Here is a 16,295-nt window from a genome sequence, read left to right as displayed (position 1 = left end):
GCAACGGGCCGGTCACCGCGAGGGTGACCGGCCCGTTGCCGGACTCCGGTGGGTCTCAGCCGACCTTCACGGAGTTGAACGAGATCGGGATGGCGGGCGCGCCGTCCTCGGCGCCACCTTCCACGCCACCCCCGGCGACCTTGTCCAGCGTCGCCAGACCGGGCTCGTCGATGGTGCCGAAGATGGTGTAGTTCGGCGGTAGCTGGGTGTCGCCGAAGACCAGGAAGAACTGGCTGCCGTTGGTGCCCTTGCCCTCCGGCGAGGTGCCCGCGTTGGCCATGGCGACCAGGCCGCGCTGGTAGTTCACCGGCTGGCTCAGCGCCGGGTCGGTGGGCCCGAACAGGTCGGTCGGGTACTCGTTGTCGAAGCTGTAGCCGGGCCCGCCGCGGCCGGTGGCCGTCGGGTCACCGCACTGCAGGATGCCGAAGCCGGGGGTGGCCACGATGCGGTGGCAGCTGGTCTTGTCGAAATAGCCCTGCTGGGCCAGGCTCACCAGGGAGTTGACCGTGCACGGGGCCTGCGCGCTGTTGAGCGACAGGCCGATCGGACCCTGGGTGGAGTCGATCGAGACCTTCACCTCGGGACCGTCGGTGGCCACCGAGGTGACCGCGGGCGCGGTGACCGGCTTGGCGGGCGGCTCGGTGTCGGCCGGGTAGGAGCAGTCCACCGTGGCGGGCTTGGCCGCGGCGGGCGGCGGGCCGGGGATGTCGAGCGGGGTGTTGACGAACTGCGTGGTCGGCACCGCCGACGACGACTCGGCGGCCGTGGCGTCCTCGTCGCCGCCCTTGGTGAGGAAGTACACGCCCACCGCCGCGGCGGCGACCACGACGACACCCAGGGCCGAGCCCGCGATCATCAGGCGCTTGCGCTTCTTCTCCTGCTCGGCCCGCCGGGCCAGCTGGCGCTCCAGCTTGCGCTTGGCCGCCGCCCGTCGCTGTTCGTTACTCGGCACTACCGCGTTCCTCCCGTGTCGTCGATTTCGTCTAGAGGGTAACCGGTTGGACGCGAGGGGCGCCCGTGGGGAAAACTGGATGATCGTGACCAAGACCAGCAGCTTCACCGCCCCGAAGGGGGTCCCGGACTACCTGCCGCCCACCTCGGCCGAGTTCGTCGCCGTGCGCGACGGCTTGATCCACGCCGCCCGGCTCGCCGGGTACGGCCACATCGAGCTGCCGGTTTTCGAACAGACCGCCCTGTTCGCGCGGGGTGTCGGTGAGTCGACCGACGTGGTCAGCAAGGAGATGTGGACCTTCGCCGACCGCAACGGTGAGAGCTTCACGCTGCGTCCCGAGGGCACCGCGGGTGTCATGCGCGCGGTCATCCAGCACGGCCTGGACAAGAGCGGCCAGCTGCCACTGAAACTGTGTTACGCCGGTCCGTTCTTCCGCTACGAGAATCCGCAGGCCGGTCGCTATCGCCAGCTCCAGCAGGTCGGCATCGAGGCCATCGGCGTGGACGACCCCGCCCTGGACGCCGAGGTCATCGCGATCGCCGACGCCGGGTTCCGCGGCCTCGGCCTGGACGGGTTCCGGCTGGAGATCACCTCCCTCGGTGACGAGACCTGCCGCCCGCAGTACCGCGAGCTGCTCCAGGAGTTCCTGCTCGGCCTGCCGCTGGACGAGGAGACCCAGCGGCGCGCGCGGATCAACCCGCTGCGCGTGCTCGACGACAAGCGCCCCGAGGTGCGGGAACTGACCGCGAACGCGCCGCTGATGATCGACAACCTCTCGGAATCGGCCAAGACGCACTTCGAGCAGGTCCTCGCCCACCTCGACGCGCTCGGCGTGCCGTACGTGGTGAACCCGCGCATGGTGCGCGGCCTGGACTACTACACCAAGACCACCTTCGAGTTCGTCCACGACCAGCTGGGCGCGCAGTCCGGCATCGGCGGCGGCGGCCGCTACGACGGGCTGATGGCCGAGCTCGGCGGGCAGCCGCTCTCGGGCATCGGCTTCGGGATCGGCGTGGACCGGACGGTGCTGGCGCTGGCGGCCGAGGGCAAGTCGGCGGCCGACCCGGCCCGCTGCCAGGTCTACGGCGTGGCCCTCGGGGACGCCGCCAAGGCCCGGATGGTGGCCCTGGCCGGCGAGCTGCGCGGCGCGGGCGTGAGCGTGGATCTCGCCTACGGCGGGCGCGGGATGAAGGGCGCGATGAAGGGCGCCGACCGCTCCGGCGCGAAATACACACTGGTCCTGGGTGATCGGGACCTCGCCGAGGGCACGGTGGGCGTCAAGGAGATGGCCACCGGTGAGCAGCGGCCGGTGCCGCTGGACGAGGTCGTCGCGGTGCTGCGCGCCGCGCTCGGGGACTGATCCGGCGCGGGACGGCGCGGTAGGCTGACCGCGCCGTCACCGGACCCGCCGCTGACCGGTGGAGAGGGATACAGGGTGAACGGGGATTCCGGCCGCGCGGAACCGGTCGGCATCGACCTGGTGGCGCCCGAGGTGTTCGCGCCGATGCTGCGCAGGCTCGCACTGGGCGCGCTCGGGTTCGGTGCCGTGGTGGCGCTGGTCTCGGCGATCTGGCTGGACTGGCCGTACGCGATCGTGCTGGGACTGGTCGTCTCGGTGCCTACCCTCGGCTACGTGGTGGCCTTCGGCCGCAGGCGGATGTGGTTGAGTGGCACCGAGATCCGGGCGCGCCGCCTGCTAGGCGAGCACCGTATCGATGTGGCCGACGCGACCGGCGTGCACCTGCTGGTGTTCCCCGGGCGGCTGAGCCGCATCGTGCTGAAGGTGACCGTCGGCGCCGAGACGCAGCTGGTTCCGCTGGCGATGTACACCGACGCGGGCAGCGGACGCGAACTGCACCTGCTGGGCCTGCGCAAGCTCGCCGACGCGCTGTCGGCCAGCGAGCTGGCCGCCGCGGTCGCGGTATCGGCGGTGCTGGTGGAGCAGTTGCGCGCGGAGGCCAGGGACGCGGGGCTCGGCGAACGGCCGCTGTATCGCGGCGTGCAGCTGGTGCGGGCCAAGGACGCGGTCTCGCCGGTGGTGCTCACCGACACCGAGGTCGCCCAGCTGTCCTGAGCGCGGCCGGTGTTCTCGCTCAGCCGAACAGCGCGAGCTGATCGGCCGGTGCGGGCACTGGCTGGACCAGGGGAGTGGTCGGCCCCTGCAGCCGGTGCAGTCCGTACTCGGTGAGCAGCGGATCGACGCGTTCGCGCAGCCAGGTGCGGTAGGTGGGCGCGACGGTGCCGCCGCGCGCGTAGAGCTGCCGGTAGCGGCGCATGAGGGCCGGATGCTCGGTGCCCAGCCAGCTCAGGAACCAGTCGCGGGTGGGACCGCGCAGATGCATCGGGAAGGCGGTCGCGCTGGTGGCGCCCGCCTCGGCGATGGCGGCGACGAGGGCGTGCAGATGGGCGCGGCTGTCGGTGAGGCACGGGATGATCGGCGCCGCCATGACGTGCACGGTGAAGCCCGCTTCGGCCAGCGCGCGCACCAGTTCCAGGCGGGCGCGCGGTTCGGGGGTGCCGGGTTCGAGACTGTGGTGCAGGTCCGGATCGAGAATGGCGATCGAGACCGCCACGCTGACCTCCACCTGCCGGGCCGCCTCGACCAGCAGAGGCAGATCGCGGCGCAGCAGCGGGCCCTTGGTGAGGATCGAGAACGGGGTGCCGGCCTCGGTGAGCGCGCGAATGATGCCGGGCATCAGCCGATACCGGCCCTCGGCGCGCTGATACGGATCGGTGTTGGTCCCCAGCGCCACCGCCTCGCGCTGCCAGGACCGGCGGCCCAGCTCGCGCCGCAACACCGCGGCGACATTGGTCTTCACCACGATCTCGGAATCGAAATCGCGCCCGGCGTCCAGGCCGAGATATTCGTGGCTGCCGCGCGCGAAGCAGTACCGGCAGGCGTGGGAGCACCCGCGCATCGGATTGATCGTCCAGCGGAACGGCAGCGCCGAGCTCTCCGGCATCTTGTTCAGCGCGCTCTTGCAGAGCACCTCGTGGAAGGTGATGCCGTCGAACTCGGGGGTGCGGACGGTGCGGACCAGCCCGGCCCGGGTGAGCCCGGGCAGGGCGCCGTCCTCGGCGTCGAGGGTCTGACTCTGCCACCGCACCCCATGAGTCGAACATGCGTTCGAACTGCTGTCAAGCGGCGCGCGGGGCCCGCAGGAAATCGACCAGGTCGGCCACGGTCTCGCGGACCGGGCGCGGCTGGTAGCCGAGCTCGCGTTCGGCCTTGCCGTGGTCCACGCGCGGTGCGGCGATCACCGCGCCCAGGGCCGCCTTGGACAGGATGTCGGAACCCAGCCGCTTGCTGATCGGCTCCACCACCGGCAGGATCGCGCCCAGCGCCCTGGCCGGGATGGCGAAGCGCGGGCCCTTGGCGCCGGTGTGCGCCGCGGCCATCCGGCACAGGTCGATGAGCATGGTGAGCTCGCCGCCGAGCAGGTAGTTCTCGCCGGTGCGGCCCTTCTCGCCCGCCAGGATCAGGCCCTTGGCGACATCGCGCACGTCGACCAGGTCGAAACCGCCGCCGATCATCACCGGCATCCGTCCGCGCACGGCCTCGAGCACGGTGCGGTTGAGCCGGGAGAGGCGCTCGGGGTGGTCGACCGGGCCGTAGACGCCGGTCGGGTTGACGATCACCGCGTCCAGGCCGCGCTCGATCACCGGGCGCAGCGCCTGCTCGCCCGCCCACTTGGAGCGGTCGTAGACCGGCAGGTCCGGATCGGCCGAACGCACGGTGGTCTCGTCGATGTGCCCGCCCGCGCGGTACTGGTCGAAGGCGTGGATGGAGCTGGTGTGCACAAACCGGCGGGCACCGACCTCGAGCGCGGCCTCGGCGGTCACGCGCACGCCCTCGGTGTTGACCCGCCAGGCCAGGTCGTTCTTCTCGGCGAGGGTGATCAACGCGACCAGGTGGTACACCACCTCGGCGTCGGCCAGCGCCGTGCGCATCGACGCCGGGTCGAGTACATCGCCCTCGACCCAGGTGACGGCCGGATCGGTGGTGGTCGGTGCGGCGCGGTCGATGGCCACGACGTCGTGGCCGCGCTCGACGAGCTGCGGGATCAAGTTGGTACCGAGGTAGCCGGCTGCGCCGGTCACTGCGACCTTCATGCGCCCGAGGATATAGAACAGGTTCTAGTTTTACGAGGGAATCGGGCAGATCGGCGGTGGGACGGGTCGAAACGCGTCGGGGTGTTCGGCTATATTCGGTGCACTGCGCTGTCGGGGTGTCGCGTCGGGAGTTCCGTGGCCACCGACCGCGCTACCCGGAGAAGAACTTTCACGACGAGTTGGGGGGATTTCGCATGACCGATCTCTCGGTCGAAACCGATGCTGTCACGGCCTTCGCCGCGACCAATTCCGTGGTGGCCGCGAATGTCGCCTCGGCGGGCATCACCGACGCGGCGGGCAACGTCGCCGCGATGACGCCGGTGTTCGGCCTGATCGGGGCCGACTACCTGGCGATGTTCGCGGTCGCGCAGACGCTGCAGGCCAAGGACATCAACGATCTGTCCGCCAAGTTCAGCTCGCTCTCGGACGCCGCCTTCAAGACCTCGGTGACCTTCGAGACCGAGGACCTCTCGCGCGCGGCCGACCTCGCGCGCCAGACCGCCGGGATCGGCGGCGGCGCATGAAGCCGCTGAGCGCCGACGCGGGCGTCATCACTCCCGATGCCGCCCTGGCCGCCGCCGACGCGGCCACCGAGACCGCGCTGGCCGCGGCCCCGGTCGACTACGCGAGCCAGGCCATCCTCGACGTGCCGCTGATGCAGCTGCCCGAAGACGTCGACGAGCCGATCTTCACCCTGGCCCAGAAGATCACCGACGACGCCCAGACCTCGGGCACCCTGCCCACCGCGGGCCTGCCCGGCCTGTCCGGGCTCACCGACGGTTCGGTGGACGCCCAGGACATCCTCTCCGGCGTGGCCGACGACGCCGCCACCGCCTTCGGTGACGCGCAGACCTCGATCGACGCGCTCGTCGCACCGGTCCTGGCCAACGCGCAGACCGTGTTCGACCAGGCCAAGAGCGCGCTGGGCGGTACCACCGCGGGCGGCACCACCAGCGCGGGCAACACCTCGGCCGCCACCACCACGCAGAGCGACGACCCGGTCGCCGCGCTGCTGAGCGGTCTGTCGTTGCCCGAGCTGCCCGGTGTCGAGTCGCTGTTCGAGCCGTTGCTGTCGCTGCTGAGCAGCTTCGGCTCGGGGGTTTTCGGCTCGATCGACCCCACCTCGATCCTGAGTAGCTCCTCGGCGATCATCGAGCAGGCCATGAGCGTGGCGCAGGGCGGGGTGAAGACCGTCCAGCAGCTGTGGGAGGGCCAGTCCTCCGATGCCGCGACCACGGCCAGCCAGCAGGCGCAGACCGAGGGCGAGGAGACCAGCCAGCGCGGCATCGACATCGCCGCGATCACCCAGCAGGCCGCCGCGGTCGTGCAGTCGGGCAACACGCAGCTGACCTCCATCGCCACCACCTTCGCCGCGCAGGCCGCCGCGCTCGCGCCGACGATCATGCTGCCGCCCACCCAGGCCACGCTCATCGGCCTGGCCACCGAGCACCTGGGTGAAGCGGTCACCGTGGTGAACGTGACCCGCGGTCAATTGGCCGGGCACACCGCCGAACTCAGCGGTGCGGTGCAGCAGCTCGCCGCGCAGAGCGGGCTGCCCTCGCCGGAGGAAGCGCTCTCGGCGGTGTCGGAGAACATCGGCGAACCGCTGCTCACGCAGGCGCAGGAAGCCCTCACCGGCGCCGACGACTCCACCACCGCGGCGACCACCACCACGCCGGGCACCACCACGACGCCGGGCACCACCCCGTCGGGTCTCGGCACCGGTGGTTCCACCGGCAGCCCCGGCTCGTCGCTGGGCGCGCTGGGCGTGGCCCGGGGTGGCGGCGGTGGCGCGGGTGGCAGCACCGGTGGCACACCGAGCTCGGGGACGCCGAAGTCGGCCGGTGTGCCGGGTGCCGCGGTACCGGGCACGACGGGCCGGATGATGAACACCGGCCTGGGTACCGGTCTGGGCAACACCACCGCGGCGAGCACCGGCGGCTCCAACTTCATGGGCGGCGGTAGCGGTGCGGGCGCGGGTGGCCAGCGCGGCGGCAACGACGACGAGCACGGGCGCACCGTGCAGGCCTACCAGAGCCGCACCGGCAACGACGATCTCACCGGCCCGCTCGGGGAATCCACGCCCGATGTCATCGGCGCGGTGCACGAGGACGAGCGCGACGCCGACGAAGACCGGTTCTGAGCGGCGGGTGCGCCGGTGGTCCACGACCACCGGCGCACCGCGCACTCAGCTCTTGAAGGCGTCTACCAGCTTCTTGTAGAGATCGGTGAAGCGCTTGCGCGCGGCCTGCTGCTCGCCGGTGAGCCCGTCGCCGGAGGTGGGGGAGTAGACCACCAGGTGGACCTCGCCGGCCGGGTCGTCGGGCATCAGGTCGATGATCTGGCTGCCCTTGCCGTCACCGGCGGGCACCCCGAAATCGATCTCGGCCAGCGCGGCGATCTCGTCCTGCGCCGCCGCGAGCACCTCGGCGTCGACCGTGCCGGTCACCATCTTCGCCGCCGTCTCGGGCTTGCGGTCCTTGCTCACCGCGTCCGGGCTGTGCACGGCCTTGCCGTCGGCGAACACCTGCAGCACCGGGCGCAGGTCGGTGCGCTGCGACCAGCCGTCGGGAATCGTGGTCAGGCTGACCAGCGGTAGCGGCGTCGGCTCCGCGTGGGCCGCGGCACCGAGGCCGGGCAGTGCGAGTGCGCAGACGAGCAGTCCGGTCATGGTCAGGCGCATGGGTTCCCCTCGAAAGACGATGTGTCGGTGTCGCGTTCGGGGGTCAGCGTAGCCCGGGCGGGTTGTTCAGGTCACCCGCGGAATAGGTGTCGCACGAGGACACCGCCCCGGTGCGGTAACCGGCCAGGAACCACTTCTGGCGCTGCTCGGAGGAACCGTGCGTCCAGGACTCTGGATTGACCCCGCGCCCGGCCGCGCGCTGGATCCGGTCGTCACCGACGGCATTGGCGGCCGAGAGCGCGTCGCGGATGTCGTTGTCGGTCAACGGGTTCAGGAACGGCTGACTGGCGCCCGGCGCGGGCTGCTTGTCGGCGAAGTGCGCCCAGATGCCCGCGTAGCAGTCGGCCTGCAGCTCGGTGCGGACCGCACCCGACTGCGCGCCCTTCGGGTCGCGCTGGGCCCGCCCGATGTCGCCGAGCTGGTTCTGGATGTGGTGGCCCACCTCGTGCGCCACCACGTACTCCTGGGCCAGGGGGCCGCCGCTGGCACCGAAGCGATCGGTGAGCTCCTGGAAGAAGCTGGTGTCGAAGTAGGCGGTCTGGTCGGCGGGGCAGTAGAACGGGCCGACATCGCTGGTGGCGTTCCCGCACCCGGTGCTGACGGAGCCGGAGAACAGGCGCAGCTTCGGCTCCACGTAGCGGGTACCGGTCTGCTTCGGCAGTTCCTGAGTCCAGACGCTGTCGAGGCTCTGGGTGGTGGCGACGATCCGGCAGTCGACGTACCTGTTGGCGTCGGCGCCGGTCTTGCAGTGCGCGGGCGTGCCCGCGGTGGCACCCTGGCCCGCCTGCTGTTCGGTCTGCGCGCCGGTGAAGTTGCCCAGCACCGAACCGGGGTCCCCGCCGAGCAGCAGGGTGATCACCAGCAGGATCAGGCCGCCCGCGCCGCCGCCGATGGCGAGTTTGCCGCCCATTCCGGGTCCACCGCCCGAGGATGCCCGTCCCGGATCGATCTGCATACCTTCGTTGAAGGTCATCGACGTACTCGCCTTCGCTCGGTTGTCCAGCTGTCCAACAGCATGATTCACCGTCGGCGGGCGTGGCGGACGGCGGGCATGTGTCACAAGCTTGACACGGTGACCCGGATATCGGTTTTCACTCCACGAACGTGTCTCACTACGATGGCAGTGCACCTGGTCTCCTCCGCCGGTGCGACCAGTCGTCGAAAGGAATACCGTGCTGCGCACCCACTTGGCTGGTTCGCTGCGAAGCGAGCACGCCGGTCAGACCGTCACCCTCACCGGCTGGGTGGCCCGGCGTCGTGACCACGGTGGCGTGATCTTCATCGATCTGCGCGACGCCTCCGGGGTGGCGCAGGCCGTGTTCCGCGAGGGTGCGGCGGCCGAACAGGCCCACAAGCTGCGCGCGGAGTACGTCGTGCAGATCACCGGTGTGGTGGAGCAGCGTCCCGACGGCAACGAGAACCCGGAGCTGCCGACCGGCGCGATCGAGATCGACGTCAAGGAACTGGTGGTGCTCAACGAGAGCGCGCCGCTGCCGTTCCAGCTCGACGAGACCCCCGGCGACGAGGCCCGCCTCAAGTACCGCTACCTCGACCTGCGCCGCGAGGGCCCCGCGCACGCCATCCGGCTGCGCTCAAAGGTCAACGCCGCCGCCCGCGAGGTGCTCGCCCGCCACGAGTTCGTCGAGGTGGAGACCCCCACCCTCACCCGCTCCACCCCCGAGGGCGCCCGCGACTTCCTGGTCCCCGCGCGCCTGCAGCCGGGCAGCTTCTACGCGTTGCCGCAGAGCCCGCAGCTGTTCAAGCAGCTGCTCATGGTCGGTGGCATCGAGCGCTACTTCCAGATCGCGCGCTGCTACCGCGACGAGGACTTCCGCGCCGACCGTCAGCCCGAGTTCACCCAGCTCGACATCGAGATGAGCTTCGTGCGCCAGGAGGACGTGATCCTGCTGGCCGAGGACGTGCTCACCGCGCTGTGGAGCCTGGTCGGCTACGAGATCCAGACCCCGATCCCGCACATGACCTACGCCGAGGCCATGCGCCGCTTCGGCTCGGACAAGCCCGACCTGCGCTTCGGCGTCGAGATCACCGAGTGCACCGAGTTCTTCGCCCAGACCCCGTTCCGGGTGTTCCAGGCGGAGTACGTGGGCGCGGTTGTGATGCCCGGTGGCGCGAGCCAGCCGCGTCGTCAGCTCGACGCCTGGCAGGAATGGGCCAAGCAGCGCGGCGCCAAGGGCCTGGCCTACATCCTGATCAACGAGGACGGCACTCTGGGCGGCCCGGTCGCCAAGAACCTGTCCGACGCCGAGCGCGAGGGCCTGGCCAAGCACGTCGGCGCCGAGCCCGGTGACTGCGTGTTCTTCGCCGCGGGCCCGACCAAGGCCCAGCGCGCGCTGCTGGGTGCCGCGCGCGGCGAGATCGCGCGCAAGTGCGACCTCATCGACCCGAACGCCTGGGCCTTCGTCTGGATCGTCGACGCCCCCATGTTCGAGCCGACCGCCGACGCCACCGCCAGCGGTGACGTGGCCCTGGGCTACTCGGCCTGGACCGCGGTGCACCACGCCTTCACCTCGCCCAAGCCGGAGTCGATGGACACCTTCGACACCGATCCGGGCTCGGCGCTGGCCTACGCCTACGACATCGTCTGCAACGGCAACGAGATCGGTGGCGGTTCCATCCGTATCCACCGCCGCGACGTGCAGGAACGCGTGTTCAAGGTGATGGGCATCGGCCACGACGAGGCGCAGGAGAAGTTCGGCTTCCTGCTCGACGCCTTCTCCTACGGCGCCCCGCCGCACGGCGGCATCGCCTTCGGCTGGGACCGCATCACCGCGCTGCTGGCCGGTGAGGACTCGATCCGCGAGGTCATCGCCTTCCCGAAGACCGGCGGCGGCGTCGACCCGCTCACCGACGCGCCCGCGCCGATCACCGCGCAGCAGCGCAAGGAGGCCGGGATCGACGCCAAGCCCGAACCCAAGGGCGAGGCCAAGGCCGCCGACGCGCCGAAGGCCGCCGACGCGAAGTAGCGCCACCGCCGCGGTGAGCCGGTACCTTCTGGTCAGTCCGTCCGACCAGGAGGCCCGGTGCTGCACCTGCGCGTCATCAGTCCGCCCGAGTACACCGACGCGCTGGTGCGCATGCTCGAAGCCGATCCCGGCGTCACCCATCTGACGGTGGCGCCCGGGATCGCCCTCGAACCGGCCGGTGATCTGGTCCAGGCCGATGTCGCGCGCGAGGGCGCGAACAAGGTGATCGCCGACGTCAAGAGCCTGGGCATCGTCGAACACGGCGGCATCACCCTCGGACCGGTCACCACCGTGCTCTCCGACGCCGCCGACCGCGCCGAACGTGCCACGCCGGGCGACCCGACCGACACCGTGGTCTGGGAGCAGTTGCTGAAGGAGACCCACGAGGAGTCCACCCTCAACGTCACCTTCCTCGCTTTCCTGACCATCGCGTGCCTGCTGGCCGCCATCGGGGTCTCGACCAACTCCCCGGTGACCGTGGTCGGCGCCATGGTGGTCGGCCCGGAATTCGGGCCGCTGGCGGCACTGTCGGTGGCGCTGGTGCGCCGCAACTGGCGGCTGGCGCGACGTTCGGTGATCGCGCTGGCGATCGCCTTCCCCCTGGCCATGACGATCACTCTGGCCGCGACGCTGGTGTGGGAGCGGTTCGGCTGGATCACCACCGAGCGCGTCATCGACGCGCACAATGTCGACTTCATCTACCAGGTGGGACCGTTCTCCCTGGTCGTCGCGCTGCTGGCCGGAGCGGCGGGGATGCTCTCCCTGGTGACGGCGAAATCGGCGGCGCTGATCGGGGTGTTCATCTCGGTCACCACCGTGCCCGCCGCGGGGTACGCGGTGGTGGCCGCCGCCATCGGGCAGTGGCACCGGGCGTTCGAGTCGGCCGGTCAGCTCGCGGTGAACCTGCTCGGCATCGTGGTGGCCGGGGTGGTCGTGCTCGAACTGCGCCCGCGCGCGGGCGAGGAGAGCGGCCCGGTGGGCCGGTTCCAGCGCGCGATCGGGATGCGCACGCCGCTCGACCGCTGAGCCTCAGATACGGGCCACCGGGCCCGCGGTGAGCATCCGGTAGGCGTAGGTCACCGCCATGGCGCACACCGGCCCCGCGACGAAGAGCCCGAGCCCGCACAGCGCCAGGCCGACCATGGTCACCAGCGCGATCGTCAGCGCCAGCAGCAGCGCGGCCCACAGGTTGGCGATCACCAGCTGCGCGCTCGCCTTGATCGCCTCCACCGGACCGTAGTCCTGGTCGATGACGAAGTGCATCGAGAACATGCACAGGAACCCGACGACCAGGCCGGGCAGCAGGCACAGCGACGAGGCGATGAGCGTCGCCGCGAAGGCCAGCAGCGAGGTCAGCAGGACATTGCCCGCGTTGACGAATCGGAAGAACGAGCCGAATGCCGGTGGATAACCGTCGATTTCGTAGAGCGCGCCGCGCACCATCACCGCCTGCAGCAGCCACAGCCCCACCAGCACGACCAGGAACAGCAGCAGCAGGGTGAACAGCGAGGTCGGCTCGAAGATCTGGACGACGGCGAGGAACGCGAGGTAGATCAGCACCCCGACCCCGGTCACCCCCAGCCACGGGCCGGGATTGACGCGGAAGCGTTCCCATCCGTAGCTCAGCGAGCGGCCGACATCGAGGGCTTGTGCTCCCGAATGGTAGTAACCGGGCGGCTGCCCGCCCGGCACCCCCGACACGCCGGACGCGGGGGCGGTGGCGAAGGTGGCGCTGTCCGGTTTCGGCTGCGGTGCGGGGTAACCGGGACCGGTGCCCGCGGGGCCGTACTGCGGTGCGGGCGCGCCCGTGCCGGCAATCGGGGGAGCGGGCTCGACCGGTTCGTTGCCGTACTGCGCGGCGCCGGGGCCCTCGAATTGCGGATAGCCTGCGCCACCGGCCATTCCGTGCCTGCTGTGGCCCGCGCCGGTGCCGGGCGAACCGCCCGGGCCGGACGGGGAATTCGGTGGGCCGGCGAACTGTCCGCCACCGCCGGGACCGGGCGACCCACCGGGGGAATCGCTCGATGCGGCGTACGGTGTGTCGGTCACTGTGATAGACCTTTCGACTCAACCGGTTTGCGGTGTGGCGCACAGCAGTTGACGATGAGAAAACCCGACAACCGTCGAGTGTGTCAAGCGAACAGGCACACTCGCGCAACCTCGGCGCCAACACGCCGGGTGACGCGGAAAGGTTGTGCAACCGCTCGCTAGAAGTGACCAGGTACGAGTAGCTTGAGAGGCGATGACCGCACTATTGGCCGAACGCGCCGCCGACGTCGTGTCCGCAGCACAACAGTTGCTCACAAAGCGAATGGGTGCTCCGGTGAAGCTGAGCGATCCGATGGAGCTCAGTGGCAGTGGTAGGACGACAGTCCTACGCGTGCGTGTCGCGGAGAACGCATTCTCGTTGCCGCGCACGCTGATCGTGAAACAGGTGCGCGGTACCGCGACGCAGCGGCGCACCGGGGGCATGGCTCCCGGCGTCGCCAGCATCGACGCGGCCTTCCTCCGGGAGGCGGTGTCCTACCAGTTCACCACTGCCTTGAGCCGCGAGCAGCGGCCCGGCGCCTTCCTGATCGCGCACAGCGTGCCCGACCGGTTGCTGGTGCTGTCCGACCTCGGCGACAACGCGCTGCTCACCTCGGTGCTGCGGGCCAGGGTCGAGCCCGGCACCCGCAACGCGCTGATGGCCTTCGCGCAGGCGCTGGGCCGGATGCACGCCGCGACCGTCGGCCGCGAACCCGATTTCGTCGCGCTGATGCGCCGGGTCGATTCGGTGCACCGGGTCGACGGGATCGCCCAGCAGGCCCAGGCCGCCATCGCCGATGTCCCCGGGCTGCTGCGCGCCGAGCTCGGCATCGAGGTGCCCGGGGAGATCGCCGAGCGCATCGTGCACGGCAACCGCCTGTTCACCGGTGGCCGGCACCGCGCGTTCAGCCCGTCGGACCTGTGCCCGGACAACGTGATCATGAACGACGAGGGCGCGCGGTTCCTCGACTACGAGTGGGGCGGTTTCCGCGACGCCACCCTCGACATCGCCTACGCGCTGGTCTCCTTCCCCGGGTGCCTGTGCGATTTCGAGCTCTCGCGCAGCCGCGCCAAGGAGATGGTCGAGGCGTGGCGGTCGGCCGTGGTCGGAGTGTGGCCCTCGCTGGCCGACGACGCGGTGCTCGCCGAGCGGATCCTCGAGGCCCGGCTGATCTGGGTGTGGCTGTCGACCTACTGGTTCCTGCCCGCCGACCACACCCGCATCGCGACCGCCCGCGAGCACGGCCTGTCGGTGCCGCGCTCGGAAGCGCTGATCAACCGCTGGTCGGCGCTGGCCGAGGACGCGCGCGTCACCGGTGACGACGCCGTCGGCGACTTCGCCGAGCAGGTCTCGGCCATGCTCGAGGAGCGCTGGGCGGAATAGGAGCACCCCACTTTCCGGTGCGACGGGAGTAGCGTCGGAGGTCGGATCATCCGAGGAATGGGGAGCAGCCGTGCCGAAACCGGTCAGTGTCACCGTCGTCCGTAAGCAGTCGTTGACCCCGCACCTGGTCCGGGTGGTCGGCGTGGTGGAAGACGGGTTCACGCCCAACGAATTCACCGACGCCTACGTGAAATTGATCTTCCCGGTGCCGGGCGTGGTGTACCCGGAGCCGTTCGATCTGGACACCGTGCGGGCCACGCTGGGCCCGGAGAGTCAGCCGATCCTGCGCACCTACACGGTCCGGTCCTTCGACGCGGCGACCCGCGAGATCGCCATCGACTTCGTGGTGCACGGCGACGAGGGCGTCGCGGGGCCGTGGGCACGCGATGTCGAACCAGGAGAGCGGTTCCGGCTGTTCGGTCCGGGTGGGGCGTTCGCGCCCGATCCGGCGGCCGACTGGTACCTGTTCGCCGGTGACGAGTCCGCGCTGCCCGCCATCGCCGCCGGTGTCGCGGCCCTGCCCGCCGGCGCGCCCGCGGTGGTGTTCGTCGAGGTGGGCGGGCCCGAGGACGAGATCGCCCTGGACTCGCCCGCCGAGCTGCGCGTGCGGTGGGTGCACCGCGGGGTGTCCTCGGATGCGGTGCCGAACGACCTCGCGGGGGCCAACGCGCCCCTGGTCGCCGCAGTGCGCGCGGCCGAGTGGCTGCCGGGACAGGTGCACGCCTTCGTGCACGGCGAGGCCGAGGCCGTGATGCGCAATCTGCGTCCGTACCTGCGCAAGGAACGCGAGGTCGCGCCGAAGTGGCTGTCGATCTCGGGGTACTGGCGGCGCGGGCGCACCGAGGAGGGCTTCCGGGAGTGGAAGCGGGAACTGGCCGCCGAGGGCGCGTGAGGCCGGTCCTCAGCGTGTGAGCCCGGCCAGCTTGTCGGCCAGGTGCGCGCGTTCGACGGCGTTGTCGGTGAGCAGCAGCGCCGACTCGTAGGCGGCGATCGCCTCGTCGGTGCGGCCGAGTTCGGCGAGGAAGGCGGCGCGGGCGACGTCGAGGTAGCCGTAGGTCGCCAGCGCGGGTTCGGCACCGAGCGGCTCGAGCAGCGCCAGCGCCTGCCCGGGATTTCCGGACAGGCCCACCGCGACGGCGTGGTTCAGACGGGCGACCGGCGAGGGTGCCACGCGCAGCAGCAGCCGGTACAGCCCGATGATCTCGGGCCAGTCCGTCTGCGCCCAGGTGGGCGCCTCGTCGTGCACGGCGGCGATGGCCGCCTGCACGGTGTACCGATCCGTATGTGGCAGGGCCTGTTTCACCAGTGCGATGCCCTCGGTGATCGCGGCGCGATCCCAGCGGGTGCGGTCCTGGTGTTCGAGGGTGCACAGGGTGCCCGCGGCGTCCACGCGCGCGGCGCGGCGGGCGTCGGTGAGCAGGATCAGCGCCAGCAGGCCGGTGACCGACGGGTCGTCGGGGACCAGGGCACGCATCATCCTGGCCAGTTGCAGCGCCCGGTCGACCAGGTCGGCGCGGACCAGGACCTCACCGGCGGGGGCGGTGTGCCCCGTGGTGAACAGCAGGTGGATCACCGCGCAGATGGCGTCGAGCCGCTGCGGTAGCTCCCGCACCGACGGCACCCGGTACGGGATGCCCGCCACCGCGATCTTCTTCTTGGCGCGGGTGATCCGCGCGGCCATGGTCGCCTCGCTCACCAGGAACGCGCGGGCCACCTCGGCGGTGGTGACGCCGCAGACCAGCCGCAGCGTCAGCGCCACCTGCGCCTGCGGGGCCAGCGCCGGGTGACAGCAGGTGCTGATCAGGCGCAGCCGGTCGTCGGGGATCGCCGGGCCGTCCAGCTCGGCCAGGGCGAGGTCGGCGGTGTCGTCGGCGGGCTCGTCGACGACGAGTTTCGGCAGCGCGCGCCGGAAGGTGCCCTCGCGGCGCAGCAGGTCCAGGGCGCGGCGCCGGGCCACCGTGGTCAGCCAGGCGCCCGGGCGGGCGGGCACGCCGTCGGCGGCCCAAGCGGTGAGCGCGGTGGCGTAGGCGTCCTGCACGCACTCCTCGGCCAGATCCAGATCGCGGGTCAGGCGCACCGTCGCGGCGAGCACGAAGGCCCACTCGCGCCGGTGCGCCCGCTCGACGGCGGCGGCCGTATCGGTGACCATGC

At 71.1% G+C, this 16,295-nt stretch carries 15 protein-coding genes; 8 read left to right on the top strand and 7 right to left on the bottom strand.

What is annotated here, in order from left to right; all coding sequences use genetic code 11:
• Nucleotides 1-55: 55 nt before the first annotated feature.
• On the bottom strand, nt 56-952 hold the full coding sequence (locus tag ACFC06_RS07395) for a peptidylprolyl isomerase (protein WP_375928820.1): 897 nt from the start codon (nt 950-952) through the stop codon (nt 56-58).
• An 85-nt stretch (nt 953-1,037) separates the two neighbouring features.
• Here ACFC06_RS07395 and hisS point away from each other — a divergent pair, with 85 nt between their 5' ends.
• Both hisS and ACFC06_RS07385 read left to right on the top strand, forming a co-directional pair.
• The gene (gene hisS, locus ACFC06_RS07390; RefSeq protein WP_375935261.1) at nt 1,038-2,312 is read left to right on the top strand and encodes a histidine--tRNA ligase; all 1,275 of its coding nucleotides are present in this window, start codon (nt 1,038-1,040) and stop codon (nt 2,310-2,312) included.
• 75 nt (nt 2,313-2,387) lie between these two features.
• A complete protein-coding gene (locus ACFC06_RS07385) occupies nt 2,388-3,026 on the top strand; it encodes a hypothetical protein (RefSeq protein ID WP_375928818.1) in 639 nt (212 codons plus the stop codon).
• Between the two features lie 19 nt (nt 3,027-3,045).
• Here ACFC06_RS07385 and ACFC06_RS07380 read toward each other — a convergent pair whose 3' ends face one another.
• Both ACFC06_RS07380 and ACFC06_RS07375 read right to left on the bottom strand, forming a co-directional pair.
• Nucleotides 3,046-4,059, bottom strand: coding sequence for an Rv2578c family radical SAM protein (locus tag ACFC06_RS07380; RefSeq protein WP_375928816.1), 1,014 nt, complete (start codon nt 4,057-4,059; stop codon nt 3,046-3,048).
• A 31-nt stretch (nt 4,060-4,090) separates the two neighbouring features.
• Entirely contained in the window at nt 4,091-5,065 is a 975-nt protein-coding gene (locus ACFC06_RS07375; RefSeq protein WP_375928814.1) for an NAD-dependent epimerase/dehydratase family protein, read from the bottom strand.
• Nucleotides 5,066-5,259: 194 nt separating this feature from the next.
• On the opposite strand from ACFC06_RS07375, the gene ACFC06_RS07370 reads away from it, so the two are divergent.
• Entirely contained in the window at nt 5,260-5,589 is a 330-nt protein-coding gene (locus ACFC06_RS07370; RefSeq protein WP_278264208.1) for a type VII secretion target, read from the top strand.
• Nucleotides 5,586-7,208, top strand: coding sequence for a hypothetical protein (locus ACFC06_RS07365; protein WP_375928811.1), 1,623 nt, complete (start codon nt 5,586-5,588; stop codon nt 7,206-7,208). Before ACFC06_RS07370 ends, ACFC06_RS07365 begins: the two co-directional genes overlap by 4 nt.
• Before the next feature lie 45 nt (nt 7,209-7,253).
• Here ACFC06_RS07365 and ACFC06_RS07360 read toward each other — a convergent pair whose 3' ends face one another.
• Both ACFC06_RS07360 and ACFC06_RS07355 read right to left on the bottom strand, forming a co-directional pair.
• The gene (locus ACFC06_RS07360) at nt 7,254-7,748 is read right to left on the bottom strand and encodes a hypothetical protein (RefSeq protein ID WP_375928809.1); all 495 of its coding nucleotides are present in this window, start codon (nt 7,746-7,748) and stop codon (nt 7,254-7,256) included.
• Between the two features lie 43 nt (nt 7,749-7,791).
• A complete protein-coding gene (locus ACFC06_RS07355; protein ID WP_375928807.1) occupies nt 7,792-8,721 on the bottom strand; it encodes a neutral zinc metallopeptidase in 930 nt (309 codons plus the stop codon).
• A gap of 199 nt (nt 8,722-8,920) precedes the next feature.
• On the opposite strand from ACFC06_RS07355, the gene aspS reads away from it, so the two are divergent.
• Together aspS and ACFC06_RS07345 are read left to right on the top strand one after the other, a co-directional pair.
• Complete coding sequence (gene aspS / locus ACFC06_RS07350) at nt 8,921-10,732, top strand: aspartate--tRNA ligase (protein ID WP_375928805.1); 1,812 nt, start codon at nt 8,921-8,923, stop codon at nt 10,730-10,732.
• 57 nt (nt 10,733-10,789) lie between these two features.
• A complete protein-coding gene (locus ACFC06_RS07345; protein WP_375928803.1) occupies nt 10,790-11,758 on the top strand; it encodes a DUF389 domain-containing protein in 969 nt (322 codons plus the stop codon).
• A gap of 3 nt (nt 11,759-11,761) precedes the next feature.
• On the opposite strand, the gene ACFC06_RS07340 is transcribed toward ACFC06_RS07345, so the two are convergent.
• Nucleotides 11,762-12,781 carry a hypothetical protein gene (locus ACFC06_RS07340; protein WP_375928801.1) on the bottom strand — a complete coding sequence of 340 codons (1,020 nt, stop codon included), beginning with the start codon at nt 12,779-12,781 and terminating at the stop codon, nt 11,762-11,764.
• Between the two features lie 193 nt (nt 12,782-12,974).
• Here ACFC06_RS07340 and ACFC06_RS07335 point away from each other — a divergent pair, with 193 nt between their 5' ends.
• Nucleotides 12,975-14,144 (top strand): phosphotransferase family protein, encoded by a 1,170-nt coding sequence (locus ACFC06_RS07335; protein ID WP_375928799.1) that lies wholly within the window; start codon nt 12,975-12,977, stop codon nt 14,142-14,144.
• A gap of 70 nt (nt 14,145-14,214) precedes the next feature.
• A complete protein-coding gene (locus tag ACFC06_RS07330; RefSeq protein WP_375928797.1) occupies nt 14,215-15,036 on the top strand; it encodes a siderophore-interacting protein in 822 nt (273 codons plus the stop codon).
• A 9-nt stretch (nt 15,037-15,045) separates the two neighbouring features.
• Here the strand turns inward: ACFC06_RS07330 and ACFC06_RS07325 are convergent, their stop codons facing one another.
• On the bottom strand, nt 15,046-16,293 hold the full coding sequence (locus tag ACFC06_RS07325) for an RNA polymerase sigma factor (protein WP_375928795.1): 1,248 nt from the start codon (nt 16,291-16,293) through the stop codon (nt 15,046-15,048).
• Between the last annotated feature and the right edge of the window lie 2 nt (nt 16,294-16,295).

This window comes from Nocardia sp. NPDC056064, from assembly GCF_042266925.1.
Taxonomy (GTDB): domain Bacteria; phylum Actinomycetota; class Actinomycetes; order Mycobacteriales; family Mycobacteriaceae; genus Nocardia.
This window is presented reverse-complemented; position numbering and strand designations above follow the sequence as displayed.